Origin of the sequence: Bradyrhizobium diazoefficiens USDA 110 (assembly GCF_000011365.1) — a bacterium.
Taxonomy (GTDB): Bacteria; Pseudomonadota; Alphaproteobacteria; order Rhizobiales; family Xanthobacteraceae; genus Bradyrhizobium; species Bradyrhizobium diazoefficiens.
The window spans coordinates 7,076,267-7,100,902 of record NC_004463.1; the positions used below are offsets into that span (position 1 = coordinate 7,076,267).

Consider the following 24,636-nt stretch of genomic DNA (forward strand, 5'->3'; position numbering starts at 1 on the left):
CGGCGTTCAACTGGTGCGACCGCTTATTGTCTCGGCCACCCAATCCGCGATGTACTGGCCCGCATTGATGCTGTTGTCGAAGCTCGCATGCTGGGCGCCGCCTTCACGGTCGGTGACGACCTTGAGCTCGCGCTTGGGACTGTTCACGAGATGCTCGTAAGTACGCTCCGCCCAATGCAGCGGAATCTGCGAGTCCTTCTCGCCATGGGTCACGAGGAAGGGCACCCTGATGCGGTCCAGGATGCCGTCGAGATGAACGTTCTCGGCAATCGCCACGAAATCGTCCTGATCCTTGGCGCCCCAGACCCAGCGCACGTGTGCCCAATAATGCGGGACAGGGAAACTGCCTTCCTTCTGGAGCCGCTTCTTCTGCACATCGCGCCAGTCATGATTGGCGCCCCAGGCGACGCCGCAGGCGAAGCGCGGCTCGAAGGCAACGGCGCGCGGACAAAAATAGCCGCCGAGCGAAACGCCTTCCAAACCGATCCGCTTGGGATCGACGTCAGCTCGCGTCTCGAGCCAGTCAACCACCCGGCTCGCCCAATGCTCGCTGTCATAGCGCGCCGTCATTCCATGCAGGCGGAGGGCCTCGCCGGATCCCGGCTGATCGATCACGAGCGAGGAAACCCCGCGCCTGGCAAGCCAGGCCGGCAAGCCGACGCGGTACTTCATCTCCTTCGTGGAATCGAGACCGTTGACCTGAACCAGGAGCGGAGCCGGACCTTCAACTCCTTCGGCTTGCACGAAAAGACCGGCGATGTGGGCACCCTCATAGGGGATCTCGACACGCGCGCAATTCTCCTTGGCCAGGGTGACGCCCTTGGCGAACACGTCGAGAAAACGGCGGTAGAGTTCAAGGCGGCCCGACGCACCATGGGCCTGCAGCCGTTCGCAAGTAATCAGATAGGTGGCGGCGCGTCCGTATTTTTCGCCCGCGGAGAGCAACCGTCCGCGCGCCTCATCCTCGGCCGCGAGATCGCAGAGCTTGTCGGCCATGCGCGACCAGGTCTCGCGGAAGGCTGCCGTACCTGCGGCATCGGGCTGGCGCGCCGCCTCCTGCAGAGGCGCGCACATCTCCTCGATCTCGCCGATCCTGGCCCCCATTTCGATCGCAAGATCGACCGAGAGGTTCCAGACGTAGTTCGTCGGAAAATACCTGAACATTGACCTACTCACGGCGCACGAGCGGTGCGCCCCTGGACGTTCTTCCCGATGCTCAGGTAGCGCCCTTTAACTCCTCTGAAAAATTGATTATTAACATCCCAGATATTGATTTCATAAATGGATCATCAGACCTCGGCGATGCGCTTCAACAACAAGTTCGATCTCAACCTTCTGGTCGCCCTCGATCATCTGCTGCACTTGCGCAGCGTCAGCGGGGCGGCGGCACGCATGAATGTGACGCAGTCCGCGATGAGCAACGCCCTACTTCGCCTCCGCAACTACTTCGATGACGAGCTTCTGGTGAAGATCGGGCGCAAGATGGAGCTCACGCCACGGGCCGAGGCGCTGAAGGATTCCATCAGGGACTTGCTGGTCCGGGTCGACTGGACGATCGCTTCAACGTCGGAATTCGATCCGGCTCAGTCCGACCGCTGCTTCAAGATCCTCGCGTCCGACTACACCATGGCGACCCTGGTGCCGGCGCTGCTTGCGCGCTGCGAAGCGGCTGCTCCCGGCATTCGCTTCGACTTCCTCCAGCAGGTGCAGGCTCCCGAACGCGCCCTGGAACGGGGCGACGTGGACCTGCTCATTATCCCGCGAGAGTTCAGCTCAAAACTTCACCCTTCGGAGGTCATTGTCGAGGAGGACTTTTGCGCCATCGCCTGGAGCAAGGGGAAGTTCGCACGAGGAAAGCTTTCGCGCAGCGACTACACCAAGGCATCACATGTTGTGATGCGGCCGGCTATCGCGACTCAATCCCTGGAGACGCGCTACCTGGAGCAGGGCGGAGTGACGCGCAACGAGGCGATTTCGACCTACGCCTTCACCGCAATTCCACATCTGGTTGTAGGAACCAATCGCATCGCCACCTTGCATCGGAGGCTCGCGAAACTTGCGCAGCGAAGCCTCCCGATTCGCATCATCGAGCTGCCGGTGTCATTGCCGATCATGCAGCAATGCGTGCAGTGGCACCGCTACCGCTCGAATGACGCCGGCCTGATCTGGCTGCGCGACACCATGCGGGCCGCCGCTCTCGAGTTGCGTTAGCTCGATACACAAAAAGCCGGCGCATTTTGCGCCGGCTCGCTATCGACGTCCATCGCGGGGCAGATCAGGTTCCTTGGCAATATCCGATCAGTGCTTGCCCGGCATGGCGCCCGGCGGCGGTGCCGGCACCCAGATCGGGAATGCCACGTTGGCCCAAACGGTGTCGGCCTTGGTACCGTTCTCCACGTAGAACGTGTGCTGGTAGTTCAGGTTGATCTGCATCGTCCCCAGGTCATAGGACAGCGACGGCCCAAAGTTCAGGGACCGGAGCCGATTGCCGTCCTGGATTCCTGCGGCATTGAATGCCTTGATCCCGTTCACGGTATCGTCGGTATATTGCTGGGTGTAGCCACCGACGATGCCGGCCTTCCACTTGCCAAAGTTGTAACCGGCGGTGAAATCGATCACCAGCGCATCGCCGCTCTTGTATTGCTGCATCATCTGCGTGAATGGATTGACCGATTCCGAGTTCGTTCCGTTGATCAGCAGTCGTGGCGCAACGGCGAATTCGAACCCTTTCGGATCGGCATAACGATAGGCGACGGTCGGCGAGATGGTTGTGTAGTTGGTGCCCACATTGAGGGGTTTATTGGGAGAGTAGGTGCCTGTGTTCGGCATGATGTCGAGCCCGAGCGTAACGCTCTGCGTTGGCGACAGTGCCCAGTTCAGGATCACCGGTGAAATCGTCAGGTTCGCAAATCCGTTGGCCTGAAACGTCCCCCCGGGATTGGAATTGTCGAGGTGTACGTAGGGAACGACAAGCTGCGAATAGACATGAGCGCCAAAGAACTCGCCGGGATAGCTGGCGAGAAACCTGGCCGTCTCCGAAACCGCCGAAAGCTGAAATGGAATGGGCAGCTTGTTGCCGCTTCCATCATAGAGACCGTTCGCGCTCGTGTAGCTTGTCTGACTGATTGCAAAGAGGCCCGGGATTGGCGGGAACGCTCCAACGAAGATTCCCGGCGCGCCGGCCGGATAGTTGGTCACGCCGTTCTCTGCAGCCATTGCTCCGTTGACCGCACCGGCCAAGAGCATCATTGCGGAAAGCTTCAGTACTCGCTTCATAGTCCCCCCATGCGCGATCGTCCTCGCAAGCGAGGTCGCGGGCGTCATCCCCAAGTTCATTCATTCGTGCCGACGCGCCATCGACCGTCGGAATGGCGTCATATTCCGCGAGCGCCTGTCATTCGTAAAATTGATCTTTGAAATCCAAACTATTTATTGGAATGATGATTGAAGCTGCGATGCGCCTGGTGGATCCAGCGACATGTGAATCGCGTCCAAATAGCTCTGACTCACTCTGATGCGGTTCGGGGCGCTTCGATTGGAAGAACCAGCACCATGCGTCAGGCACTCGGCCACTGCCGTCTGGTGCCGCTTAGGTTTGTTGTAAGTGTGCGTCCGTCCGGAGGCCTATGTGATCGCAGCTTTTGAAGCGCGAGCTGTCGTCGCTCGAATGCAAACCGCTACCAGTAGTCGGCACAGTTCGCGCCAAGAGCCGAGGCGCTACCGTCGGCGGCGAAAAATCGCACGAGATCGTAGTTTGGGGTACGAAATCGCGAAAATGGTGGAGAGAGTGTCAGTCAATCCCCATTGAAAGACAAAGCATTTTCGACCTTCCTAGACCAAAACCCACCGTTTGAGCTACTGCCAAAATCGAATTCCGCCTTCGACGAAACCTGTCCCGCGCAATGGCCCGTCATCGACAACACTGCCAGCAGGCGATGAAATTGCCGCCGTTCCGCTCAGCCTGATCGCGATCCTGATCGTGGCTCATCCAGGTTCTGGCCCAGCCCTTCAATGTTTGTCGGCGGTCGACGTCAAGAAGGAACCATAGCCCGGTTTCGCAAGGCAACGCGCCACGACGCTCCTGTTGCCTTAAATTGCGAGCGCTGGCATCGGTGCAGCAGAGAAGAACGAAGGATCCATCGTCTTCAGTTCGCCAGCGATCCGCGACGGCGGATAGTCCATCTGCTCGAGCACATCCCTGCGGACGTCTATACCCGGAGCGACTTCCGTCAACACCATGCCGTTCGAAGTGATCTCAAATACCGCCCGTTCCGTGATGATCGTTGCGGTCTGACCGCGCGCCACGCCTTGCGCGACTTTGTATGTGATGTGGTCGGCCTGCCTTACAAACCCCTATTCGGACCAAGCGGCGTGCTCGGGCCCGATCCGCTGCCAGAAACTTGAGGAGCTTCTGGCCGCGAAACTGACGACACTGCTTTTCCGACGCAAGGCCCAGGACCTATTCGATCTGTTTTACTCGATCGTATTCAGCGGGGACTTTCCGGTCAGCCGCGCCGAGGTCGTGCGCACCTTCCTCAAGAAGTCCATCTACGACGCCGAAGCGCAACAAGCGCGAATGCAATTGCTTGCCGTCCCGCTTCAGCTCTTCCGCGGCCTTTGGGATGATCTTGTGACGCCGAAAGCCAGTCGTATCACGTTTGACATGATACAGGGGCGCTTCGGCCCTCTCATCGAAGAACTCTTCGGCTTACTTGAGCCGGTAGTACCTCCCCGCATTATTGGCGGCGGCGCCCGACCTCCCTTGGTGCGCGCCTTCGGCTACGGCGGGAGCTTCATTCCCGCCGCGAGGCAAATCATCATTGAGGCAGGGCGATCACTTACAATGATCGAGGCCGATTATCACGGCGTTCGGAGGCTGATGGAACCCTACAAGCTCGAATACAAGGTGCGTAAGAAGGACAACCGCGGCTTTGAATATTTCTGGGCCTATGATTGTACCGGTGGCCGCACGAGTGGACCTGGCATTAAAAGCTTCTTCTCCGACGAGCTCAGAAACATCACCGCGACCAACCGATCATTCGCACCTCGGGATCAGGTTATGTTTTGAGGCCACTCTTCATACGGCCCATAAGGCCGTCAAGCGTCTCGGGAGGACAAATGAACAACAAGCCCGCGCCGCTTCTGCCGATCACAATGTCGAGAATAGACGTCCTGAAGGATCGAAAAAACACCGTTTGAAAAACCGTTTTAGTTCGGTCGTCTCAAACGGTTCACGAGGGTAAGTCCTTGAAGAACTTGGTGGGCGCACCAGGGCTCGAACCTGGGACCCGCTGATTAAGAGTCAGCTGCTCTACCAACTGAGCTATGCGCCCGAAAGGCGGTGAATGCCTTGCGAGGCCGGTCGTTTAGCAAAGCGATCCGGGTCTGGCAAGCGATGTGGCGCATGTTTTCCAAGGTTCTTCCACAGGCCCAAGAAAGCGAAAAGCCGCTGGATTCCAGCGGCTTCGCCAAGGTTAATCCCTGGAAAGTCCAGGTTTGCTCAGAGCCGGCCCTCGCGATCCCGGTCCGGGCCGCCGTCACGGTCGAAACGGTCGCCATGGAAGTGGTCCATGCCGCGCTCCATCATGCGGTCCATGCCGCGTTCCATGAAGTGGCGGGGCGGGCCGTCCTCGCCGCCGCCGAACGGGCCGCGGTGACGGGTCAGCACGGCGAGGCGCCGCTTCTGGCCCTCGTCCAGGGTCTTGTAGAGGGGATCGGCGGCATCGGCGATCTTCTTCAGGGCCGCGGAGGAAGCCGCCATGTCCTCGGCGCGCTGGCGCAGGCCGGCGACCGGATCCTCCGGCTTGTCGGCGGCGCCGGGGGCGGCACTCATGCGCGCATTGGCGCGGTCGATGCGCAGCTTGGCGAATTCGCGCACGGCGGCCTCGACCGGCGGCCACAGCTTCTCCTGGTCGGCGTTGAGCTTCAGCCCGGCATGGACGGCGGCGATCCGCGCGTCGACAAAGGCGGCGCGGTCTTCCGGGTTCATCCGGACGTGGCGGAAATGCTCCATCCACGGGCGATGAAATTGGGCATAGACCGCGCCCGAGCCGGCGATACTGAGCACGGCGATGGCTGCGATGGTGAATTTCCTCATGCGAACCTCCTCTGGAAGGATGCGCTGAGGATGGGCCCGGGGCATCTGACACGCAAATTACAACTTGGACAGGGAGGGCGTCCTTACGAAGATGTAACGCCTGATTTTTACCTCCAGCCGCAACCGGAAATCATTCGCAACAAAAAATGGGCTTCCGCGCCTGGCACGGAAGCCCCTTCATTCATGCATCGTCCGGATCAGTTCGTCGTGCTCTTCGATTCCTTCAGGAATTCGTCGATCAGCGGCTGGCCGACGCGGCTCGCGGCATCCTTGTAGACCGGCTCCATCGCCTTGCGCATCGCCTCGTCCTGCTCCGGCGTGAGCTTGATGATCTCGCTCTTGCCGCCCTTCTTGATCTCGGCGAGCGCATCGTCGTTCTCCTTCTGCGACTGCGCGTTGTTGAAGTCGGTGGCTTCCTTCATCGCCTTCGACAGCTGGTCGCGAATGTCGGCCGGCAGGTCGTCCCAGAACTTCTTGTTCACGATCACGACGTAGCCGATGTAGCCGTGATTGGTCTCGGTGATGTACTTCTGCACCTCGTGCATCTTCTGGGTATAGATGTTCGACCAGGTGTTCTCCTGGCCATCGACCACGCCGGTCTGGAGCGCCTGGTAGACTTCCGAGAACGCCATCACCTGCGGCAGCGAACCGAGCGCCTTGAACTGGGCCTGCAGCACGCGCGAGGACTGGATGCGGAATTTGACGCCCTGGTAATCGGCCGGCGCGATCAGCTTCTTGTTGGCGCTCATCTGCTTGAAGCCGTTGTCCCAATAGGCAAGGCCAGTCATGCCCTTGGCGTCCAGGAGCTTGAGCAGCCGCGCGCCGAGCGGGCCTTCCGTCACCTTCCGCAGCGTCTTCAGGTCGGGAAGGATGTAGGGCAGATCGAACACCTCGAACTCGCGGATGCCGAGCGGGCCGAACTTGGAGTTGGACGGCGCCAGCATCTGCACGCTGCCGAGCTGAAGCGCCTCGAGCTCTTCCTTGTCCTTGTAGAGCGTCGAGTTCGGGTAGACCTCGACCTTGACCTTGCCGCCGGTGTACTTCTCGGCGAGCTCCTTGAACTTCTCCGACGCCTTGCCCTTCGGCGTATCGGTGGCGACGACGTGGCTGAACTTGATGATGATCGACGATTGGGCCGATGCCGGCATGGCCAAGCCAAGTGCCAGTGCCGCGACGGACGCCGCGATCGCGAAGGTGCGCATGATCTCTCCCTGTTGTTATTCTCTTGGGCTGCCCAACGCGGGGCGCCTTATCCAATAGCCGCGAGCATCAATAGCGGCTGGGAGACCGAGCCGCTATTGGCCCTTAGCAGGGCAGCTATTCGCCACCACAACCGGCGTCATTCCGGGATGGTCCGAAGGACCAGACCCGGAATCTCGAGATTCCGGGTTCGCCTCTTCGAGGCGCCCCGGAATGACAAGCTTCGCTTGTCAGCTCGCCGCGGCGGTCGTCACCGTGTCGCGCTGGCGCTTCATGACGATCTTGTTGAGCGCGCCGAGATAGGCCTTGGCCGAGGCCACCAGCGTATCGGGATCGGCCGCGCGCGCCGTCATCGAGCGGCCGTCATGCGACAAACGCACCGAGACTTCCGCCTGGGCGTCGGTGCCTTCGGTCACGGCATGGACCTGGTACAGCTCGAGCTTGGCCTCGTGCGGAACGAGGCGCTTGATGCAGTTGAACACCGCGTCCACCGGACCATTGCCCTCGGCCTCCTCGATCTTGATCTGGCCGTCGACGTCGAGCTTCATGGTCGCGCGCTGCGGGCCATGGGTGCCGGCGATCACGGTCAGCGAGGTCAGCTTGATGCGGTCGTGGGAGGCCGCCATCTCCTCGTCGACCAGCGCCTCGATGTCCTCGTCGTAGATGTCCTTCTTGCGGTCGGCGAGCGCCTTCATCCGCGTGAACGCATCTTCCAGCTGGTTCGGACCGAGCTTGTAGCCCATCTCCTCCAGTTTGTGCACGAAGGCATGGCGGCCGGAGTGCTTGCCGAGCACCAGCGAGGACTGCTTCAGGCCGACCATTTCCGGCCGCATGATCTCGTAGGTGGAGGCGTCCTTCAGCACGCCGTCCTGATGGATGCCGCTCTCATGCGCGAAGGCGTTCCGGCCGACGATGGCCTTGTTGTACTGCACCGGAAACGAGGTCGCCGCCGACACCACCTTCGAGGCGCGGGTGAGCTGCGTGGTGTCGATCTTGTTCCAGTAGGGGAATTTGTCGTTGCGCACGTTGATCGCCATCACGATCTCTTCGAGCGCGGCGTTGCCGGCGCGCTCGCCGATGCCGTTGATGGTGCACTCGACCTGGCGCGCACCGCCGACGACCCCGGCCAGCGAATTGGCAACGGCCATGCCGAGATCGTTATGGCAATGGACCGAGAACACCGCCTTATCCGAGTTCGGCACGCGCTCGATCAGCGTCTTCATGAAGTGGGTGTATTCCTCCGGCACCGTGTAGCCGACGGTGTCGGGGATGTTCACCGTGGTCGCGCCGGCCTTGATGACGGCCTCGACGATGCGGCACAGATAGTCCATCTCGCTGCGGGTGCCGTCCTCGGCCGACCATTCGACATCGTCGATCTGGTTGCGGGCACGCGCGACCATCGCGACCGAAGTCTCGATCACCTGCTCTGGGGTCTTGTTCAGCTTCACCCGCATGTGCAGCGGCGAGGTCGCGATCACGGTGTGGACGCGGCCGCGCTTTGCGAATTTCACAGCCTCCGCGCAGCGGTCGATGTCGGCGGGATGGGCGCGGGACAGGCCGGCGATGACGGCGTTCTTGGAGCGGCGGGCGATCTCGCTGACCGCCTGGAAGTCGCCCTCGGAGGTGATCGGGAAGCCGGCCTCGATGACGTCGACGCCCATATCATCCAAGAGCTCGGCGACCTCGAGCTTCTCCTCGAAGGTCATGGTGGCGCCGGGGCACTGCTCGCCGTCGCGCAGCGTGGTGTCGAAAATGATGACGCGGTCCTTGTCGGACTTGTTCACGGGGGCCATTACTAGATTCCTTTTGAGCTTTTGCGCCGTTCAGTGCTGGGCGCTTGAGGTGTCCGGTGATCTCGACCAACCCCTGAGCGCCCAGGCGCGTGGCGCCCAGCCGGCCCTCAGGGGCAAGTAAGAAGAAGGCCGCCAAGAAGGAGGGTGGGCAGCAGCGCGGCCGGGATCGTGGCGGCGGCCAGAGCCACCTCCTCCGAAATCCCATCGATTTGGCCGCGAATCAGCATTGCCAGACCCTTTTGAGCCCTCAAATCCTCGGTCAAAACCGTTGACGGTTGGTTGCCGGGAGGCCCGATGCGCCTGTTTCTAGACGAGAAATGGCCGCAACTGCAACGCTAAAAGATGGTCAGGAAGACTGACCTGATCGGCATCGCGTCGCGTGACGCGCACTTCTGGCTGACGGTGCGTAGATTGCGCTTCGCTCCATCCGAACGACGGAGCAACGTCAAGCTATCCCGCGCGGCGGGCACGGGCCCTGCTCTCCCAGCGATCCAGCATCTGGCCGAGTTCGCCGGTGGCTACCTTCGCAACCGCGTTGGAATTCGCAACTTCGTTGGTGTTGGCGGGCGTCGTGGCGCGCAGCCAGCCCGGCTCGCTGTATTCCCGCCAGCGCCGCGCCTCCGCCCGACGCTTGCGGGAGGCGAGATCGCGGGTGAAATAGCCGGCGGCGAATGCGACGGCGAGCGCAATGACCAGTGCAACAACGGCTAACACAGAGAACTCCGGTATTTGCCCCGCACACCGTTCTGCCAGCATCGCGCGCGAGGTCAAGGCTTGACAGGTCTCAAAACCGGTCCCGGTTAACAGCTCGCGGGCGAGGCGAATTGTCGACTTTCACCTCGCACAGCCCCGCAATGCGGCGATGTTGCGGCGATCTCGCGGCATCGCGCGGAGGCTGCGAACCTGCCTCTCGCAACCTGACGCGGACCAGACTAACCTTCGCCGCGCTCGGCCGGATCAACCGGCCAGCCGAACATGACCGGGAGGACGCGATGACACGCCAGGAGGCTCGTGACCACGAGCCGCGTGACCAGGATGCTGCGCTTTCACGACGAACACTTGTCCGGGGACTGGCGCTCGGCGCCGCGGCCACAATGGCCGGCCCCGCGCTGGCCCAGACCGGGCCTGCCGCACCGCCGACGACGATCACGACCCCGCCCCGCGATTTCGGCCCCAACGGCGCGCCGACAACCTATTTCTGGGACCCCGACATCATCGCGGTCGATCCGTCCTTCGACGATCTCGCGCAGCCCAACACAGCGATCAAGCGCCTCTACACCGGCGTGCTATGGGCCGAAGGTCCGGCCTGGAGCGCGCAGGGCCGCTATCTGTTGTGGAGCGACATTCCCAACAACCGGCAGATGCGCTGGAGCGAGGACGACGGCCGCATCAGCGTGTTCCGCTCCCCGTCCAACAACTCCAACGGCAATTCATTCGACTTCCAGGGCCGCCAGCTCTCCTGCGAGCACCTGACACGACGCGTGACGCGCTACGAGCACGACGGCACCGCCACCGTGCTCTGCGACAACTACAACGGCAAGAAGCTGAACTCGCCGAACGATGTCGTTGCGCATCCCGACGGCAGCTACTGGTTCACCGATCCGCCCTATGGCGGCCAGTTGTACGAAGGCGAGCCCGACGCCGCGGGCGGCCCGAGCAATTCGGGTGGCAAGCTCAATCCGCGGATCGGACAGCCGGCCGGCTTCACACCGGGCAAGCGCGAGCTGCCGACCAACTGCTACCGCATCGATCCCTCAGGCCGCGTCGACCTCGTCGTCACCGAGGAGCAGGTGCCGGATCCGAACGGCCTGTGCTTCTCGCCCGATTTCAAGAAGCTCTACGTCGTCTCGACCGGCAAGGGACCGGGCGACAGCGGCCCCGGCGGCAAGGGCGAGATTTTCGTGTTCGACGTCGGGGCGGACAACAAGCTCTCCAACCAGAAGCGCTTCTCCGACTGCACGATCGACGGCGTGAAGTGCGGCCCGGACGGCGTACGCTGCGATGTCAACGGCAATGTCTGGGCCTCCAGCAATGCCGGGCGCGCCGTCGGTTATAGCGGCGTGACGGTGTGGTCGCCGGAGGGCAAGCTGCTCGGCCGCATCCGCCTGCCGGAAGTGTGCGGCAACATCTGCTTCGGCGGCCCCAAGCGCAACCGCCTGTTCATGGCCGCGAGCCAGTCGCTCTACGCCGTGTTTACGGCGACGCAAGGCGCGGGGCCAGGCTGAACGGCACAAGCCTTTAATTGCGACACGGCGCCGGCGTGCCTCGCCGGCGCCGAATTGTTTCCATCGCTCCGTCGATGCTTGAATCGGGCAACAAAGGTGACTTCCGGATCGAGCGCGTGATAATTGAGCCATGGCAGACAAAATTCGCGTCGTTGTTCTCTATGGCGGCAGGTCCGGTGAGCATGAGGTCTCGCTGAAATCGGCCGCTTCGGTATTCAGGCATCTCGACCGCACCCGCTTCGAGGTGATCCCGGTCTCCATCGACAAGACGGGCCGGTGGCAATGGAACGATCTTCGTTCGCTCGATCAGGCGCACGCGGCGGCGTTGCCGATCCTGCCCGATGCGCCGGAGATGCGGCTCGCGAGGGGACCCGACGGACGCGGCGTCCTTGTGCCGATCACGCAAGGCGCGGCCGCCCCGATCGCGATCGACGTCGTCTTTCCCGTCATCCACGGGCCGCTTTGCGAGGACGGCACCGTGCAGGGCCTGCTGGAATTGGCCGACGTCGCCTATGTGGGATCGGGCGTTCTCGCCTCCGCCGTCAGCATGGACAAGGATGTCGCCAAGCGGCTCGCTGAATTCGCCGGCATTCCGGTCGCGCCCTATCGCGTGCTGACCCGCAAGGCCTTCGTCCAGGACCGCGTCTCATCGCTTGCGAAGGCGGTCGAGGGTCTGAGCCTCCCGGTTTTCGTCAAGCCGTGCAACATGGGCTCCAGCGTCGGCATCCACAAGGTCAAGACGCAGGATGCGCTCGAAGCGGCGCTCGACGACGCGTTTCGCTATGACGTCAAGGTGCTGGTCCAACAGGGCATCGACGCGCGCGAGATCGAGGTCGCGGTGCTCGAGGACGAGACGCTGTTCGCCAGTCTCGCCAGCGAGCTGAACCCCAACGCCCATCACGAGTTCTATTCGTACGAGGCAAAATATCTCGATCCCGATGGCGCTCGGGTCGACCTTCCGGCCAGGCTCGACGCGGCACAGATGGAGCGCGTCCGGTCACTCGCAACCCGGGTGTTCGCGGCGCTCGAATGCAGCGGCTTCGCGCGCGTCGACTTCTTCCTCGACCGGAAAACCGGCGAGTTCTGCTTCAACGAGATCAACACCCTGCCCGGCTTCACGTCGATCAGCATGTATCCGAAGATGATGGAAGCGTCGGGCGTACCGTATGGCGAGCTGCTGAGCCGCCTCGTCGATCTGGCGCTGGACCGGCACCGGCAGCGTCAATCGCTGGAACGGGGTTACGCGAGCTAGGCGCCGGCGCGATCCGCCGGCGCCCGATCCGACCGACCCCAGGCTGACCTCAGCTGAGGTCAGGCACCGGAGGCGGCACGGCCCGCTAATCATCGCCACGCTTCGGCGGCGCCGGCACAGCGGTCCGATTGGCGGGTACGATCTGCGGCTGGAACGCGAACACCTCGCGGCTGCGGTCGTCCACGAACACCTTCAGCCAATGCACGTCGTTGTTGCCGTTCGCCTGATTGTCGCCGAAGGTCTCGACGCGGACGAAGTTTTCGAGCCGCCGGCCCTTGCTATCGAGGAATGGCCGGTCGATACGGAAGTAATGGGAGTCGCCATGAACGTAGGCGACGGGCTTGCCGAAGGCGACCACCTCATCGCGCAGCGCAACCAGGAAAGCCTGGAAACCATCCGGATTGGCGTCCGTTTGCGCAAGCGTCTTCGGGTCACGCAACGGCGCGCGGGTTCCGTCCGACTGATCCCAGCCCGGGTCCGCCTGCGAGATGAACATGATGGCCGCGGCGCGATATGTTCTCGCCATCTCGAAGGTCTGCTGCATCCAGAGGATGTTGGCGTTGTTGCGCGCGGCCCATTCGGCGTCGTCCGGCAACGTATCGCAACGATTGTTGCACGATCCCTGAATGTTGAGCGTGGCGTAGACGACGCCCTTCATGATCCAGCGGCGGTTTTCGACGCACCCGGTCAGCTGGTTGTTGTGATCGAGGCACAGCTTGTCATGCTGCACCTGCTGCTCGATCGGCCGCTGGCCAAGGGAATAGTCAGTGCTGAAGAAAACCTTCCGCTCGTGGTCGAGCCTGTCGCGCGAGTTGAACGAGCCGTTCGCCGGCCGGTCGCAGTCGGTCCAGTCATTGTCGCCGGGGTCACCATCGCAGCGGATTTCAAGGCATTGAAATATCCGAGCCCCTGCTGATACAGAGCGTCACTGCACGTCGTGGGAGTCACGGATCCCGGCGTGCCGCTCCCGGCTTTCAGGTCGCCATCATGCACCGTGAAGGCCAGCTTCTGGTCGTTCATGTCGGCGATCAGATTCGGCACGCCGACCTACGCCTGGAGGTCGGAATATGGCAAATCGCCCCACAGCCCGATGGCATAGGCCCGGCTCTCGCCTCCCCTGCCCCGGTCGTCATCGTCAGCATGCGCGCTGACGATCGAACAAATCGCAAAGCAGGCTGCAAGCACGAGAAAACTCATCTTGCGCAGCCTGCCGTAGACGTCTTCCAACTTCCCTTCGCGAAGTCTCGTCATCGTCGCTCCCCAGAACAGCTTTGGACAGAACAAGGCTCGCCGCAGGCAGCAACGTTGAATTGTCCTGCGCCAGACCCGATCTACGAAAATGAGAAGAAGCCCCACCTGCGGCTTCAAATTGCCGCAGTGAACGTATCCACCGGGTATGACGCCCGCGTGAAACGTTTTGAAACACGGCACACCTGATGAAGTCGCGCGCCGCGGGATCGGCAAGGGAGAGAACATGCGCGTTGTGGTCTGCGGCGGCGGCGTGATCGGGGCCTGCGCGGCATATTTCCTGCGCCGCCGCGGCATCGACGTGACCGTCGTGGAACGGACCGAGGTCGCGGCCGCAGCGTCGGGCAAGGCCGGCGGCTTCCTGGCACGGGACTGGTGCACCGGCACGCCGCTCGATGCGCTGGCCCGGCGCAGCTTTGCGCTTCACGCGCAACTGCCGGAGGACATCTCGGGCGATTGGGGCTACCGGCCGATGACCGCCTATAGCGGCTTCGTCGCATCCGACGGCGACGCGCGCCGGGATGCACCATCCGCGCTTGGCTGGCTCAGCGACGGCGTCGTCATTGCACAGCGCATCGGCACGGCGGAGACGACTGCGATCGTTCATCCCCGCAAGTTCACGTCGGCCGTGATGAACGCAGCGCTGGCGCAAGGCGCGGAGCTTCGCCCTGGCCGCGTCACCGGCATCACGCGCGGCACTGACGGAATGACAGCCGGGGGCGTCGAGATCGATGGTGACCTCGTCGAGGCGGATGCCGTCGTGATCGCGATGGGACCGTGGTCGCTGCTCGCGGCGCAATGGATGAGCCTGCCCCCCGTCTACGGCCAGCGCAGCCCGAGCATCGTCTACGACACCGCCGCCGACGCGCCGGCCGAGGCGTTATTCCTGGAGAGCGAGGAAGACGGCAGCGCGGTGTCGATCGAGGTCTTCCCACGCGCGGACGGCAGCACGCACATCACGGCTCTTTCCGACATCGCACCGCTGCCGCTCGATCCCGCCGCCGTGACGCCCGATCGCGATGCGATCGCGCGGCTGCAGACCGTGTCCGAGCGGCTATCGCCGCTGTTCCGTCCCGAAAGGATCATCGCGCAGCAGGCCTGTTTCCGTCCGGTGACGCAGGACGGCTTGCCCTTGATCGGCAAGGTGCCGCGGAGCGATGGCCTCTATGTTGCGACCGGGCACAATGTCTGGGGCATCCTCAATGCGCCGGCGACGGGGGAAGCGCTGGCAGAACTGATCGCTGAAGGCGCAACGCGCGAGATTGACTTGTCGCCATTCGACCCCGCCCGGCTGACACCGCTCGATCCATCCCTGCTGCAAGCACGCTGAAGCGCTCGCCGACATCGCGGCTCCTCAACCGCCGATTGCTCTCAGCCTTTGATACTCACGCATGCCCGCCGACGGAATCTGCATGCCTGCGGCAGGATCAGTGTCTCACGCCTCTTTTGCCTGCAATTTACGCAGCGCTAGACTTTAGTCCTCTCTCATAATCCTGAACGCAGTTTCACTTGCCGGGGAAGTCTCGGCCGGTATAGTCGCGACACAATGGCTCACAAGAGGCCTGTTCAAAGGGAGAGAACAACATGAAGAAACGACTCTCTGTTGCATTGCAATTGGCGCGCGACACGGCCACGGCCGGCGCACCGAAGGACGTTGCAAAGGCCGACGTCTGGCTTCCCAGCCTCATCAAACCCATCACAGGCTGATCGGGACTGCTCTCCGGGCGTGAGCTCGGAAGCGTTCACATGCGCTCCATACAGCACCTTCCCTAAAGGAGGCAGCTCGTCTGCCCGGCCAATCATCAATGCGAGCTTTCCAGATCCTGATCGATGGCTTTGCCATCAGCGCTCTCTACGCTCTCGGTGCCACCGGCTTCACGCTGATCTTCGGCGTCTCCGGCGTGCTCAACCTCTCCCACGGTGCCATCATGGTGGCGGCAGCCGTCGCCGCCTGGGCCGCCGCCAGCATCCTGAACGTCGGCACCTATGCCGGCGCGCTGATCGGGGTCGCGGTCGCCCTCCTTACGGCCTTCGCCACCTATTTCGCCGTGGTGAAGCCGATCCAGGATTCCCGGCGCATTCCGAATGAGGAGAAGGAAATCTTCGTCCTTACCGGCACGCTGCTATGGGGCATCATGATCCAGGAGCTGATCGCCTATTTCTTCACCAACAACGCCAAGACCGTGCTGCCGATCGTCGAAGGCGTCGTCGAGATCCTCGGCGTGCGCACGCCGAAGAACGAGATCTTCACCGCGATCGTCTGCTGCCTCGTCATCGCGCTGCTGTGGCTGCTCGTGAACCGCACCCGCACCGGCAAGGCGGTGCTGGCGGCCTCGATGAACCCGCGCGGCGTCACGCTGCTCGGGCTGGAGCTCACCAACATCAACATCGTGGTGTGGGCGATCTACGGCATCCTCGCCGGCATCGCCGGCGTGCTGCTCGGCATGTTCCTCGGCGTCAGCTCCTACAGCGTCGGCCCTCTGACGGCGAGCGCGTTCTCGATCGTCGTGCTCGGCGGGCTCGGCAGTGTCTCGGGCTCTCTGATCGCGGCCTTCGTGGTCGGCTATCTCGAAACGCTGACGGCCTATCTGGTCTCGCCGGCCTATCGCACCATTCCGGCGCTCTTGCTGCTCGTGTTCGTGATGTACATCCGGCCCCAGGGCCTTCTGGGGAGGCGCTGAGATGTCCACCTTCTTCACTTCGCGCCTGTTCTTCGTCTCGCTGGCGCTGGTCGTGATCGCGGCGACGCTGCCGCTTTATGTCTCCGGCTACGTGCTGGGCCTGCTGACCGTCGCCTTCTATTTCGGCGTGTTCGCGATGGCCTGGGACCTGCTGTTCGGCTTCGCCGGCGAGGTCAATTTCGGTCCGACCTTCCTGATCGGCGTCGGCGCCTACACCGCCGGCATCCTCAACGCCCAGTTCGGCTGGTCGGTCTATCTCTGCATTGTGCTCGGCGCGCTTGCCTCGGTCATTGCCGGCCTGGTGCTGGCGCTGCCGGCACTGCGGGTGCGCGGGCCCTATTTCGGCCTGACCACGCTGGTCGCAGTCTTGATGCTGCAAAATTTCATCGTGGTGTTCGCCGACCTCACCGGCGGCGAGATCGGGCTCACCATCCCCGACGTCATCAGCATCAATGCCGGCACGAATTACTGGATCGCGCTCGGCTTCATGACCATCTCGGCCGCGATCCTCTATGGCCTGTCGCAATCGCCGATCGGCCTCGTGCTCCAGGCGAGCGGTCAGGATCCGGTGCAGGCCGGCGCGCTCGGCTTCAACATCGTCAAGCACAAGCTCGCCGCCTTCATCGTCAGCGCCTTCTTCTCCGGGCTGTCGGGTGCGCTCCTGGTGTTCTATTTCGGCACCGCCTCGGTCGGCACCGTCGTCGACGTCGCGGTCGGCGTGAACGTGATCGTCTCGGCCGTGCTCGGCGGCCGGCGCACCGTGCTCGGCGCGGCGCTGGGCGCGATCTTCCTGATCGTCGCCGGGGAGTTCCTCCGGCCGACCGGCGAGCTCGCGACCTTCATCGTCTCGGCGGTCGCCCTGCTCGTCGTGCTGTTCTTCCCCGGCGGCTTCCTCGGAGCGGCCCTCTCGCGCGAGGCTCGCTCGTGATGGATATGAGGCTTTCAAACCGGGCCGTGCTCGAAGTCCGCGGTCTGACCAAGCGCTTCGGCGGCCTGACCGCGGTGAAGAATCTCGGCTTCGAGGTCAACAGCGGCGAGATCTTTGGCCTGATCGGGCCGAACGGCTCGGGCAAGTCGACCGCGATGAAGAGCGTGATGGGCATCGAGCGCCCGACATCAGGCGAAGTGGTCTTCGAGGGCGAGGACGTCGCGGGCCTCCCCGCGCACAAGATCGCGCGCAAGGGCTTTGGCATGGTGTTCCAGCACTCGCGGCCGCTGAACCGGCAGACCGTGCTGGAGAACATCATGGTGGCGCTGCTGCCGGACAGCCTGTTCATGCTGTTTCCGGACAAGGCGCTGATCGAGCGCGCCAAGTGGATCGCCGACCGCGTGGGCTTAGGCAACGTCATGAACCGCCGCCCGCCGACGCTGCCGTTCGCTGATCTGCGCCGGCTCGAGCTCGCCAAGGCTATCGCCCGCGATCCAAAAGTCGTGCTGGTGGACGAGCCCTTTGCCGGGCTGACGCGGGCCGAGGTCGATATCTTCTCCGACCTGATCCGCAGCTTCCGCGATGACGGCCGCGCGGTGATGCTGGTTGACCACAACGTCAAGAGCGTCGCAGCGCTGGTCGACCGCGTGCTCGCGATGTATCTCGGCGAGGAGATCGTCACCGGCAGGGCCGAGGACGTCATGAAGAACGAGACGGTGCGACGGGTCTATCTCGGCGGCGCCATCGAGACCCATGCGCGGCCCGAGACCAGCTTCAAGGACAAGGTGCCGCTGCTCCAGGTCGAGAATGTCAGCGTGTTCTACGGCAAGGCGCAGGCGCTGGACAACGTCTCGATCCACGTCCACGAAGGCGAGTTCGTCTCGGTCGTCGGCCTCAACGGCGCCGGCAAGACCACGCTGTTCAACACCATCTCCGGCTTCCTGCCCTATAGCGGCGAGATCGTGCGCGGCGGCGACAGGCTGCGCGGCACGAGCCCGGCCAGGATCGCGCGCAGCGGTCTCGTGCAGTGCCCGGAATCGCGCGAGCTGTTCGGCGAGATGAGCGTGCGCGAAAATCTCGATCTCGGCGGCCAGCATCTGTCCGACGACAAGCGCGCGGCGCAGCTCGCCTGGCTGTTCGAGCTGTTCCCGATCCTGAAGGAGCGCCAGGGCCAGATGGCGCAGACGCTATCCGGCGGCGAGCAGCAGATGCTGGCGATCGGCCGCGCCCTGATGATGCAGCCGCAGATCCTGATCCTGGACGAGCCGACGCTGGGCCTTGCCCCCGTCATCCTCGAGCAATTGTCCAAGGCGCTGACGAAGCTGCGGCAGACCACGTCGATCACGGTGCTGCTCGGCGAGCAGAACGTCACTTTCGCGCTACCGCACGCCGATCGCGTCTATGTGCTCGAACACGCCAGGATCGTCTGGGAGGGCGATCCCGGCCGCTTCGCGAGCGAGGCCGGCGCCGATTTTCTTTAAGTCCGTCAACATCAACAAAAAAGCATAGAAAGGGAAACGACCATGCGACCATCGACCATCCTGAGCGGCAGCTTCCTCGCCTCCGCGCTGGCACTCTGCCTCGCAGCGCCCGCCTACGCGCAGTCGAACGATCCGATCAAGATCGGCGTCATCGCCGAGGTGCAGTCGATCGCGGGCGCGGCGACGCCGGGCGGCGCGCAGATCGCCGCCGACGAGATCAACGCCAAGGGCGGCATCCTCGGCCGCAAGGTCGAGATCGTCACCTACGACAACAAGAGCTCCTCGGCCGACTCGGTGCGAGCGTTCCAGCGTGCGGTGAGCGAGGACAAGGTCTCCGCCGTGATCGCGAGCTATATCAGCGAGGTCGTGCTGGCGCTCGAGCCCTGGGCGGCGCGGCTGAAGATGCCGCTGATCACCCCCGGCGCCGCCTCCAACGAGATCACCAAGGCAATCCACAACGACTATGAGAAGAACAAGTACACCTTCCACGGCTATCTGACCTCGGCCGCGCAGGCCCAGCTCGTCTGCGACGCCGCCAAGGACCTGCTCGTCGACAAGCTCAAGTTCAAGACGGTCGCGATCATGAGCGAGGACGCCGCCTGGACCAAGCCGCTCGACGTCGGCTACGAGGCGTGCCTGCCCAAGGCCGGGCTGAAGGTCGTCGAGCACGTGCGCTTCTCGCCGGATACCACCGACTTCACGCCGATCTTCAACAACATCGAAGGCAAGAAGCCCGATGTGATCGTGACCGGCATCTCGCATGTCGGCGTGCAGCCGACGGTGCAGTGGAAGAACCAGCAGGTGCCGATCCCGATGTTCGGCATCAGCGCGCAGGCGCTGAGCCCGACCTTCTGGAAGGACACCAATGGCGCCGCCGACGGCATCCCGTCGCTGGCGGTGGCCACTCCGGATGTCGCCGTGACCTCGAAGACGAAGCCGTTCGCGGCCGCCTTCAAGGCCAAGTTCGGCTCGCCGCCGGCCTATACCGGCTACACCGCCTATGACGAGGTCTACTTCATCACCGAGGCGATCAAGCGCGCGGGCTCGACCGATCCCGACAAGATGGTCGCCGAGATCGAGAAGACCGATTACGAGGGCACGATCGGCCGCATCCAGTTCTACGGCAAGGACGACGAGTTCACCCACGGCATCAAGTCCGGTCCCGGCGCCGTGACCGGTCTCGTCTTCCAGTGGCAGGACTCCAAGCAGGTCGTGGTCTGGCCCGAGAAGATCGCGGAAGGTAAGCTGAAGTTTCCGAACTTCGTGAAGCTGTCGCAGTAACCAGCTCGCACCGGCATCAGGCCCATCGCTCCGCAGGGAGCGGTGGGCTTTTTGCTGTCTTTCGCAGATGCGTTGTGCGGCGGGGCACCGCGTATCGACCTTGGGCGATGTTGACTTTCCGCCGTCCCCCTCCCCATACTTCGCAAAAGGATAACAACCAATCATAAGACGGTCTTGAGGGAGGATAGGATGCCGACTTCACGCAGGCAGCTGCTGAAGAGCTCGGCGGCTGCCGCCGCCGCACTCAGCCTCGATTGGACAAGGGCCCAGGCGCAAGCCGAGACATTGCGCATCGGCCTGATCTACGACCTCACCGGCCCGTTCGCCGCCGGCGGCTCGGTCGCCTCGTCAATCGGCGCGCAGATCGCGATCGATCTCGTCAACGAGAAAGGCGGCATCGGCGGCAAGACCAAGATTGCTCCAGTCGCCGCGGATTCCCAGAGCAAACCCGACGTTGCGATCAACGAGGCCGAACGCCTGATCAGCCAGGAGAAGATCGACATCATCAACGGCGTCTATGCGAGCTCGCATGCGGTGCCACTCGCGGCGAAGGTCGAGCAGCAGAAAAAGATCCTCTGGATCACGACCGCGGTCTCGACCGCCGTGTTCAAGGACAAGAACCTGCAATACGTGTTTCGCGCGCAGATCCATTCCGACCAGTATGGCCAGGCTTTTGCCGGTTTCCTCGCCGAGCATGCGAAAGCAAAACTCGGAATGGATCCCAAGGAGGTCAAGGTCGCACTGATCCATGAGGACGGCCCCTACGGTGTTGGCGTCGCCGCCGCCGACGAGGCCTACGCCAAGGAGGCCGGCATCCAGGTGGTGCTGCGTGAGGGCTATTCGGCCTCCGCGCCCGACCTCTCGGTGCTGGTGACCAAGATCAAGCGCGCCAAGGCCGACGTGATCTCTCATGCCGGCTACAACCCCGACATCACCCTGTTCCTGCGCCAGGCGCGCGAGAGCGGATTGCGCTTCAAGATGCTGTTCGGCGCCGGCGCCGGCTACAGCCAGCTCGACAAGCTGCGCTCCACCTTCGGTCCCGACATCGACAATTTCTGCAACATCGATCCCGTGCCGGCGCAATTGCTCGATCCGGCAAAGCTCGCACCGGGTATCGGCGATCTGACCAACGCCATGGTCACGCGCTACAAGGCCAAGACCGGCGCCACCGACGTGCCGCCGCACTGCTCGATGGGCTTCAACCAGACCTGGGTGCTGCTCAACAACGTGCTGCCGGTCGCCAAGGAAAAGTACGGCAGCTTCGAGCCCGAGGCGATCCGCAAGGCCGCGCTCGACGTCGACATCCCCGCCGGCGGCACTATCCAGGGCTATGGGGTAAAGTTCTTCCCGCCGGGCACGCCGCTCGCCGGCCAGAACGAGCGCTCGACGCCTGTCGTGATGCAGAACGCCGGCGAGCACATCTCGGTGGTGTGGCCGACCAACATCCGCACGCAGGACCCGGTGTTTCCGCTGCCGAAGGGCTCGACTTACGGGGCGTGAGGGGGTTCTTCGCCTCTCCCCGCTTGCGGGGAGAGGCCGGAATACGCGCGATGCGCGCGGATTCCGGGTGAGGGGGAGTCTCCGCGAACTCCGCTGTCACAGTCCCCGCGGAGACTCCCCCTCGCCCCAACCCTCTCAGCGCGAGCGAAGCTCGTCGCGGCCCCGCAAGCGGGGCGAGGGAGCTCGGTCCCGCCGCGGTAACGATCTCCCCTACAACACCACCCGCCGCCCTTCCTCCGCCGCCCAATACCCCGCGTAGTTCACCTTGATCGTCTCATACGCCAGCGCGAGGTCCGACAGCGGCTGCCGGCCGGTCGCGGCGCATTCCATGAAGTCCTGGATTTCCTGCAAATAGCCGCGCGTCCACTCCTCCTCGAGGCAGACATATTGCCAGCCGGTTTTGCGGTCGACCTTTTCGGTGATGTAGACGTTTGCGAGCTTCTCCTCGGAGGTCTGGTAGCTCACCAGATGCGTGTTCGGGGTGATGTTGGCGAACAGCGAGCCGCCGCTCGTATAGGTCTCGATCAGGTTGCGCACGCCGCCCATGATCATGTCGCCGGAGAACACGGTGGCCTTGGTGCCGTCGGAGAACGTCGCCGTCAGCGTGCCCCAATCCTCGACATCGACGGGGTTGGCCTTGATGTAGGTGCGCTCCTCCGGCTTCAGGCCAGCGGTGACGTTGCCGACATCGCCGGTGACGCTGGCGACGCGGATGATTTCACCGCGCGCCCTGGCCTCGACCTGCTTGAGATAGAGCACGGCGGAGAGCGGATGGCAGCCCATGCGGATCAGCGAGCCGCCGCCGGTCATCGCCCATTGCGCGGCGTGGGCCGCGTGCGACCCGGAATGGCTCTCCTCGCCCTTCATGAACAGGATCTTGTCCTTGGTCGCCTTGATGATCCCGGCGGTCTTGGTCACGGCCGGCGCGTAGATCCAGTCCTCGGCGTACATGAAGAGTTTCCCGGTGCGCTCGATCGCGGCGCGCGTCCTGTCCATCTCTTCGATCACGCGCTCATACATCAGCGCCTTCGGCACGTGCTTGCCGATCGGCTGCGTGTCGCCCTCGCGGCCGAAATAGCCGGCGAACGGCTTTTCGCAGATCACGTGCTTGCCGGCCTGCATGCTGGCGACGATCATCTCCGCATGAAGGTTCGGCGGCGTGCAGATGTCGATGACATCGAGCTCGCCGTCCGCGATCAGCTCGGCGAAGCTCCGATAAACACGCGGGATATTGTGATGCTGGGCGAACGCGACGACCTTGTCGCCGCGCGCAGCCACCGCCGCGACCTCGACGTCCACGCCATAGACGCGCCGGAACGCATACATGTGCAGCTCCGACACGAAGCCGCAGCCGACGAGTCCCACCCTGATCCTGGCCATAGCGCCCCCTCACCCCTGGTTTGGGCGGCACTATAGCGCGCTTGGAGGCCTATTCCACCGAGACGCGCACCACGCCGGCGCTCATCATGCCGAGCGCACGAGCAGCGGGCACCGAGAGATCGACGATGCGGCCGCGGATGAAGGGGCCGCGATCATTGACGCGGCACTGGATCGAGCGGCTGCCGTAGGACACCTTGAGCACGCTGCCAAACGGGCGCGTGCGGTGGGCGCAGGTCAGGTCGGCGCCTTTGCCTTTTCCGTACCCGTAATATGAGGCAAGTCCGCTTTCGGCATGCGCCAGAGAAAATGTGGCAAGACAAAACAATAAAGTGGTCAGCGCTCGCACGGCACCGCTCCCCGGTTGGCCCTGCCCCGCGCTGCAAACGTCGCCTTGTTCCCCTAAGTTCCGGGAACACTGCCGGGTCACCCCGGCAGTGCCATCACACATTGTTACTGTTTGTGGAACACCAGCATGCGCAGCTCGATGCTTTCGCGCGGCGGCGCATCGGCGGGCGTGGTCGGATCGACAAAGGCGGTATGCGGCCCGAAGCGGGTGCGGCCGTCCGTTGCGGAATCGTAGCACTTGAGCAGAAGCGCCTCGTCCGGCGTCATCTCCGGGAAATAGAACCAACGGTGGTTCGGATTGTATTTCACCGAATAGGTCTCGCCGCGGCGATTGGGATAGATCAGGTCGGAGGCGATGAGATCCTCTGGCGCCACCGTGGTGCCGTCGGCCATCGCCAGCGGTGAATCGCGCAAGGGGCCGCGGATCGGCCGCCAGAGATTGATCACCTGCACACGCCCCTTCAGAAGCTCGTCGGCCTCGTCAGGCAGATGCTCGCGCACGCGGTTGGCGCCGGAGACGGCGGTCTGGTCGACATGGACACGCGTCGCCGGCTGACGCGGGCCACCATCGCGAATATCCGAGGCGCCCTCGACGCGCTTGCGCACGGTATGGTCGAAGATCAAGACGCGATCGGCCTTCAGCGTGGCACGCAGGAACGCCTCGACCGCGGGATAGTAGACCGCGCGTATTTCCTCGTCGTTGTAAAAATCCTTCACCTGGGTCGGATGGCGCACCAGCGCAAAGCCTTCGCGGTCGAGCGAGATATTGTTCGCGATCAGCCGCGCGTCGAAGATCGGCACCTGATGCGGCTCCGGCAGCGACGTGCTCTTCGGCTCGCCCGGCGGCGGATCGAACGCGTAGGTGCGCGGCTTGCCTGAGATCGGCGCGAGATAGTTGAGTTCGGCGGTGACGAAGGGAAGCGATTCGATTCTTGTTTGTTGCAGGCCCATGGCCGGTCTCCCGATGTGGTCGTGGGATTGATTTTTGACGGGGTAGAGCGCGCCGCAAGGGAGGTGACGCAAATAGCAATGCAGCTGTCGTTAAGCGGAGGGAACGCAGAACGAATCTGTCGAGAACGGCGGTCGCTCTGGCGACGTTCTTCTCGCTTCACGGATGCTTGAGGGCCTCGTCAACCCTCGTACCCCGCCGCCGTCATTCCGGGGCGCCCGCAGGGCGAGCCCGGAATCCATCGGGCCGCAATCTTTGTAGATCAATGGATTCCGG

At 63.3% G+C, this 24,636-nt stretch carries 24 protein-coding genes and 1 tRNA gene; 12 read left to right on the forward strand and 13 right to left on the reverse strand.

Features of this window, described 5'->3' with window-relative positions; genetic code table 11:
* Positions 1-6: 6 nt before the first annotated feature.
* Complete coding sequence (locus tag BJA_RS32540) at positions 7-1,164, reverse strand: alpha/beta hydrolase family protein (RefSeq protein WP_063921526.1); 1,158 nt, start codon at positions 1,162-1,164, stop codon at positions 7-9.
* 117 nt (positions 1,165-1,281) lie between these two features.
* Here BJA_RS32540 and BJA_RS32545 point away from each other — a divergent pair, with 117 nt between their 5' ends.
* On the forward strand, positions 1,282-2,211 hold the full coding sequence (locus BJA_RS32545; protein WP_236842117.1) for a LysR substrate-binding domain-containing protein: 930 nt from the start codon (positions 1,282-1,284) through the stop codon (positions 2,209-2,211).
* A gap of 87 nt (positions 2,212-2,298) precedes the next feature.
* On the opposite strand, the gene BJA_RS32550 is transcribed toward BJA_RS32545, so the two are convergent.
* Both BJA_RS32550 and BJA_RS32555 read right to left on the reverse strand, forming a co-directional pair.
* Positions 2,299-3,276: a SphA family protein gene (locus BJA_RS32550; protein WP_063921527.1), complete on the reverse strand. Its 978-nt coding sequence runs from the start codon at positions 3,274-3,276 to the stop codon at positions 2,299-2,301.
* An 813-nt stretch (positions 3,277-4,089) separates the two neighbouring features.
* Complete coding sequence (locus tag BJA_RS32555) at positions 4,090-4,305, reverse strand: hypothetical protein (protein WP_011089171.1); 216 nt, start codon at positions 4,303-4,305, stop codon at positions 4,090-4,092.
* A gap of 22 nt (positions 4,306-4,327) precedes the next feature.
* On the opposite strand from BJA_RS32555, the gene BJA_RS32560 reads away from it, so the two are divergent.
* On the forward strand, positions 4,328-5,068 hold the full coding sequence (locus BJA_RS32560; protein WP_063921528.1) for a nucleotidyl transferase AbiEii/AbiGii toxin family protein: 741 nt from the start codon (positions 4,328-4,330) through the stop codon (positions 5,066-5,068).
* A 189-nt stretch (positions 5,069-5,257) separates the two neighbouring features.
* Here the strand turns inward: BJA_RS32560 and BJA_RS32565 are convergent.
* The 5 genes from BJA_RS32565 to BJA_RS32585 form a co-directional block, all read right to left on the reverse strand.
* A tRNA-Lys gene (locus BJA_RS32565) sits at positions 5,258-5,333 on the reverse strand.
* Between the two features lie 167 nt (positions 5,334-5,500).
* Positions 5,501-6,097: a Spy/CpxP family protein refolding chaperone gene (locus BJA_RS32570; RefSeq protein WP_028176122.1), complete on the reverse strand. Its 597-nt coding sequence runs from the start codon at positions 6,095-6,097 to the stop codon at positions 5,501-5,503.
* Positions 6,098-6,294: 197 nt separating this feature from the next.
* Positions 6,295-7,299: a TRAP transporter substrate-binding protein gene (locus BJA_RS32575; protein ID WP_011089174.1), complete on the reverse strand. Its 1,005-nt coding sequence runs from the start codon at positions 7,297-7,299 to the stop codon at positions 6,295-6,297.
* Positions 7,300-7,527: 228 nt separating this feature from the next.
* Positions 7,528-9,090 carry a 2-isopropylmalate synthase gene (locus tag BJA_RS32580; protein ID WP_011089175.1) on the reverse strand — a complete coding sequence of 521 codons (1,563 nt, stop codon included), beginning with the start codon at positions 9,088-9,090 and terminating at the stop codon, positions 7,528-7,530.
* 450 nt (positions 9,091-9,540) lie between these two features.
* Positions 9,541-9,804 (reverse strand): hypothetical protein, encoded by a 264-nt coding sequence (locus tag BJA_RS32585; protein ID WP_028176124.1) that lies wholly within the window; start codon positions 9,802-9,804, stop codon positions 9,541-9,543.
* A 278-nt stretch (positions 9,805-10,082) separates the two neighbouring features.
* On the opposite strand from BJA_RS32585, the gene BJA_RS32590 reads away from it, so the two are divergent.
* Together BJA_RS32590 and BJA_RS32595 are read left to right on the forward strand one after the other, a co-directional pair.
* Complete coding sequence (locus tag BJA_RS32590) at positions 10,083-11,315, forward strand: SMP-30/gluconolactonase/LRE family protein (protein ID WP_038966498.1); 1,233 nt, start codon at positions 10,083-10,085, stop codon at positions 11,313-11,315.
* 130 nt (positions 11,316-11,445) lie between these two features.
* Positions 11,446-12,567, forward strand: coding sequence for a D-alanine--D-alanine ligase family protein (locus tag BJA_RS32595; protein ID WP_011089178.1), 1,122 nt, complete (start codon positions 11,446-11,448; stop codon positions 12,565-12,567).
* A gap of 85 nt (positions 12,568-12,652) precedes the next feature.
* Here BJA_RS32595 and BJA_RS43910 read toward each other — a convergent pair whose 3' ends face one another.
* Positions 12,653-13,297, reverse strand: coding sequence for a hypothetical protein (locus BJA_RS43910; protein ID WP_011089179.1), 645 nt, complete (start codon positions 13,295-13,297; stop codon positions 12,653-12,655).
* Here BJA_RS43910 and BJA_RS43915 point away from each other — a divergent pair.
* A complete protein-coding gene (locus BJA_RS43915) occupies positions 13,289-13,483 on the forward strand; it encodes a hypothetical protein (protein ID WP_338076387.1) in 195 nt (64 codons plus the stop codon). The genes BJA_RS43910 and BJA_RS43915 overlap by 9 nt on opposite strands.
* A 131-nt stretch (positions 13,484-13,614) precedes the next feature.
* Here BJA_RS43915 and BJA_RS43920 read toward each other — a convergent pair whose 3' ends face one another.
* On the reverse strand, positions 13,615-13,818 hold the full coding sequence (locus BJA_RS43920) for a hypothetical protein (protein WP_338076388.1): 204 nt from the start codon (positions 13,816-13,818) through the stop codon (positions 13,615-13,617).
* A gap of 223 nt (positions 13,819-14,041) precedes the next feature.
* Between BJA_RS43920 and BJA_RS32605 the strand changes: the two genes are divergently transcribed.
* The 7 genes from BJA_RS32605 (at position 14,042) to BJA_RS32630 (ending at position 21,686) form a co-directional block, all read left to right on the forward strand.
* Positions 14,042-15,145, forward strand: a complete 1,104-nt coding sequence (locus BJA_RS32605) for an NAD(P)/FAD-dependent oxidoreductase (protein ID WP_011089182.1) — start codon at positions 14,042-14,044, stop codon at positions 15,143-15,145.
* A 254-nt stretch (positions 15,146-15,399) separates the two neighbouring features.
* Positions 15,400-15,522: a hypothetical protein gene (locus BJA_RS43720; protein WP_256380425.1), complete on the forward strand. Its 123-nt coding sequence runs from the start codon at positions 15,400-15,402 to the stop codon at positions 15,520-15,522.
* 98 nt (positions 15,523-15,620) lie between these two features.
* Positions 15,621-16,496, forward strand: a complete 876-nt coding sequence (locus BJA_RS32610) for a branched-chain amino acid ABC transporter permease (protein WP_011089183.1) — start codon at positions 15,621-15,623, stop codon at positions 16,494-16,496.
* 1 nt (position 16,497) lies between these two features.
* Complete coding sequence (locus tag BJA_RS32615) at positions 16,498-17,424, forward strand: branched-chain amino acid ABC transporter permease (protein ID WP_011089184.1); 927 nt, start codon at positions 16,498-16,500, stop codon at positions 17,422-17,424.
* On the forward strand, positions 17,424-18,905 hold the full coding sequence (locus tag BJA_RS32620) for an ATP-binding cassette domain-containing protein (RefSeq protein ID WP_038966495.1): 1,482 nt from the start codon (positions 17,424-17,426) through the stop codon (positions 18,903-18,905). Before BJA_RS32615 ends, BJA_RS32620 begins: the two co-directional genes overlap by 1 nt.
* A gap of 42 nt (positions 18,906-18,947) precedes the next feature.
* The gene (locus BJA_RS32625; RefSeq protein WP_011089186.1) at positions 18,948-20,186 is read left to right on the forward strand and encodes an ABC transporter substrate-binding protein; all 1,239 of its coding nucleotides are present in this window, start codon (positions 18,948-18,950) and stop codon (positions 20,184-20,186) included.
* A 189-nt stretch (positions 20,187-20,375) separates the two neighbouring features.
* Positions 20,376-21,686: an ABC transporter substrate-binding protein gene (locus BJA_RS32630; protein WP_011089187.1), complete on the forward strand. Its 1,311-nt coding sequence runs from the start codon at positions 20,376-20,378 to the stop codon at positions 21,684-21,686.
* 210 nt (positions 21,687-21,896) lie between these two features.
* On the opposite strand, the gene BJA_RS32635 is transcribed toward BJA_RS32630, so the two are convergent.
* The 3 genes from BJA_RS32635 to BJA_RS32645 all read right to left on the reverse strand — a co-directional run bounded on the left by BJA_RS32635 (position 21,897) and on the right by BJA_RS32645 (position 24,362).
* Positions 21,897-23,066: a Gfo/Idh/MocA family protein gene (locus BJA_RS32635; protein WP_011089188.1), complete on the reverse strand. Its 1,170-nt coding sequence runs from the start codon at positions 23,064-23,066 to the stop codon at positions 21,897-21,899.
* A gap of 49 nt (positions 23,067-23,115) precedes the next feature.
* Positions 23,116-23,412 carry a septal ring lytic transglycosylase RlpA family protein gene (locus BJA_RS32640; RefSeq protein WP_038966492.1) on the reverse strand — a complete coding sequence of 99 codons (297 nt, stop codon included), beginning with the start codon at positions 23,410-23,412 and terminating at the stop codon, positions 23,116-23,118.
* A 104-nt stretch (positions 23,413-23,516) separates the two neighbouring features.
* On the reverse strand, positions 23,517-24,362 hold the full coding sequence (locus BJA_RS32645; RefSeq protein WP_011089189.1) for a CmcJ/NvfI family oxidoreductase: 846 nt from the start codon (positions 24,360-24,362) through the stop codon (positions 23,517-23,519).
* Between the last annotated feature and the right edge of the window lie 274 nt (positions 24,363-24,636).

Coding starts and splice junctions, on each gene's coding strand:
- BJA_RS43720 (WP_256380425.1), top strand. CDS start 15,400: ATGAAGAAACGACTCTCTGTTGCATTGCAATTGGCGCGCGACACGGCC.
- BJA_RS32620 (WP_038966495.1), top strand. CDS start 17,424: ATGGATATGAGGCTTTCAAACCGGGCCGTGCTCGAAGTCCGCGGTCTG.
- BJA_RS43920 (WP_338076388.1), bottom strand. CDS start 13,818: ATGACGAGACTTCGCGAAGGGAAGTTGGAAGACGTCTACGGCAGGCTG.
- BJA_RS32645 (WP_011089189.1), bottom strand. CDS start 24,362: ATGGGCCTGCAACAAACAAGAATCGAATCGCTTCCCTTCGTCACCGCC.
- BJA_RS32605 (WP_011089182.1), top strand. CDS start 14,042: ATGCGCGTTGTGGTCTGCGGCGGCGGCGTGATCGGGGCCTGCGCGGCA.
- BJA_RS32540 (WP_063921526.1), bottom strand. CDS start 1,164: ATGTTCAGGTATTTTCCGACGAACTACGTCTGGAACCTCTCGGTCGAT.
- BJA_RS32575 (WP_011089174.1), bottom strand. CDS start 7,299: ATGCGCACCTTCGCGATCGCGGCGTCCGTCGCGGCACTGGCACTTGGC.
- BJA_RS32580 (WP_011089175.1), bottom strand. CDS start 9,090: ATGGCCCCCGTGAACAAGTCCGACAAGGACCGCGTCATCATTTTCGAC.
- BJA_RS43915 (WP_338076387.1), top strand. CDS start 13,289: ATGCTGCACCTGCTGCTCGATCGGCCGCTGGCCAAGGGAATAGTCAGT.
- BJA_RS32610 (WP_011089183.1), top strand. CDS start 15,621: ATGCGAGCTTTCCAGATCCTGATCGATGGCTTTGCCATCAGCGCTCTC.
- BJA_RS32615 (WP_011089184.1), top strand. CDS start 16,498: ATGTCCACCTTCTTCACTTCGCGCCTGTTCTTCGTCTCGCTGGCGCTG.
- BJA_RS32550 (WP_063921527.1), bottom strand. CDS start 3,276: ATGAAGCGAGTACTGAAGCTTTCCGCAATGATGCTCTTGGCCGGTGCG.
- BJA_RS32635 (WP_011089188.1), bottom strand. CDS start 23,066: ATGGCCAGGATCAGGGTGGGACTCGTCGGCTGCGGCTTCGTGTCGGAG.
- BJA_RS32545 (WP_236842117.1), top strand. CDS start 1,282: ATGGATCATCAGACCTCGGCGATGCGCTTCAACAACAAGTTCGATCTC.
- BJA_RS32570 (WP_028176122.1), bottom strand. CDS start 6,097: ATGAGGAAATTCACCATCGCAGCCATCGCCGTGCTCAGTATCGCCGGC.
- BJA_RS32590 (WP_038966498.1), top strand. CDS start 10,083: ATGACACGCCAGGAGGCTCGTGACCACGAGCCGCGTGACCAGGATGCT.
- BJA_RS32560 (WP_063921528.1), top strand. CDS start 4,328: ATGTGGTCGGCCTGCCTTACAAACCCCTATTCGGACCAAGCGGCGTGC.
- BJA_RS32595 (WP_011089178.1), top strand. CDS start 11,446: ATGGCAGACAAAATTCGCGTCGTTGTTCTCTATGGCGGCAGGTCCGGT.
- BJA_RS32630 (WP_011089187.1), top strand. CDS start 20,376: ATGCCGACTTCACGCAGGCAGCTGCTGAAGAGCTCGGCGGCTGCCGCC.
- BJA_RS32625 (WP_011089186.1), top strand. CDS start 18,948: ATGCGACCATCGACCATCCTGAGCGGCAGCTTCCTCGCCTCCGCGCTG.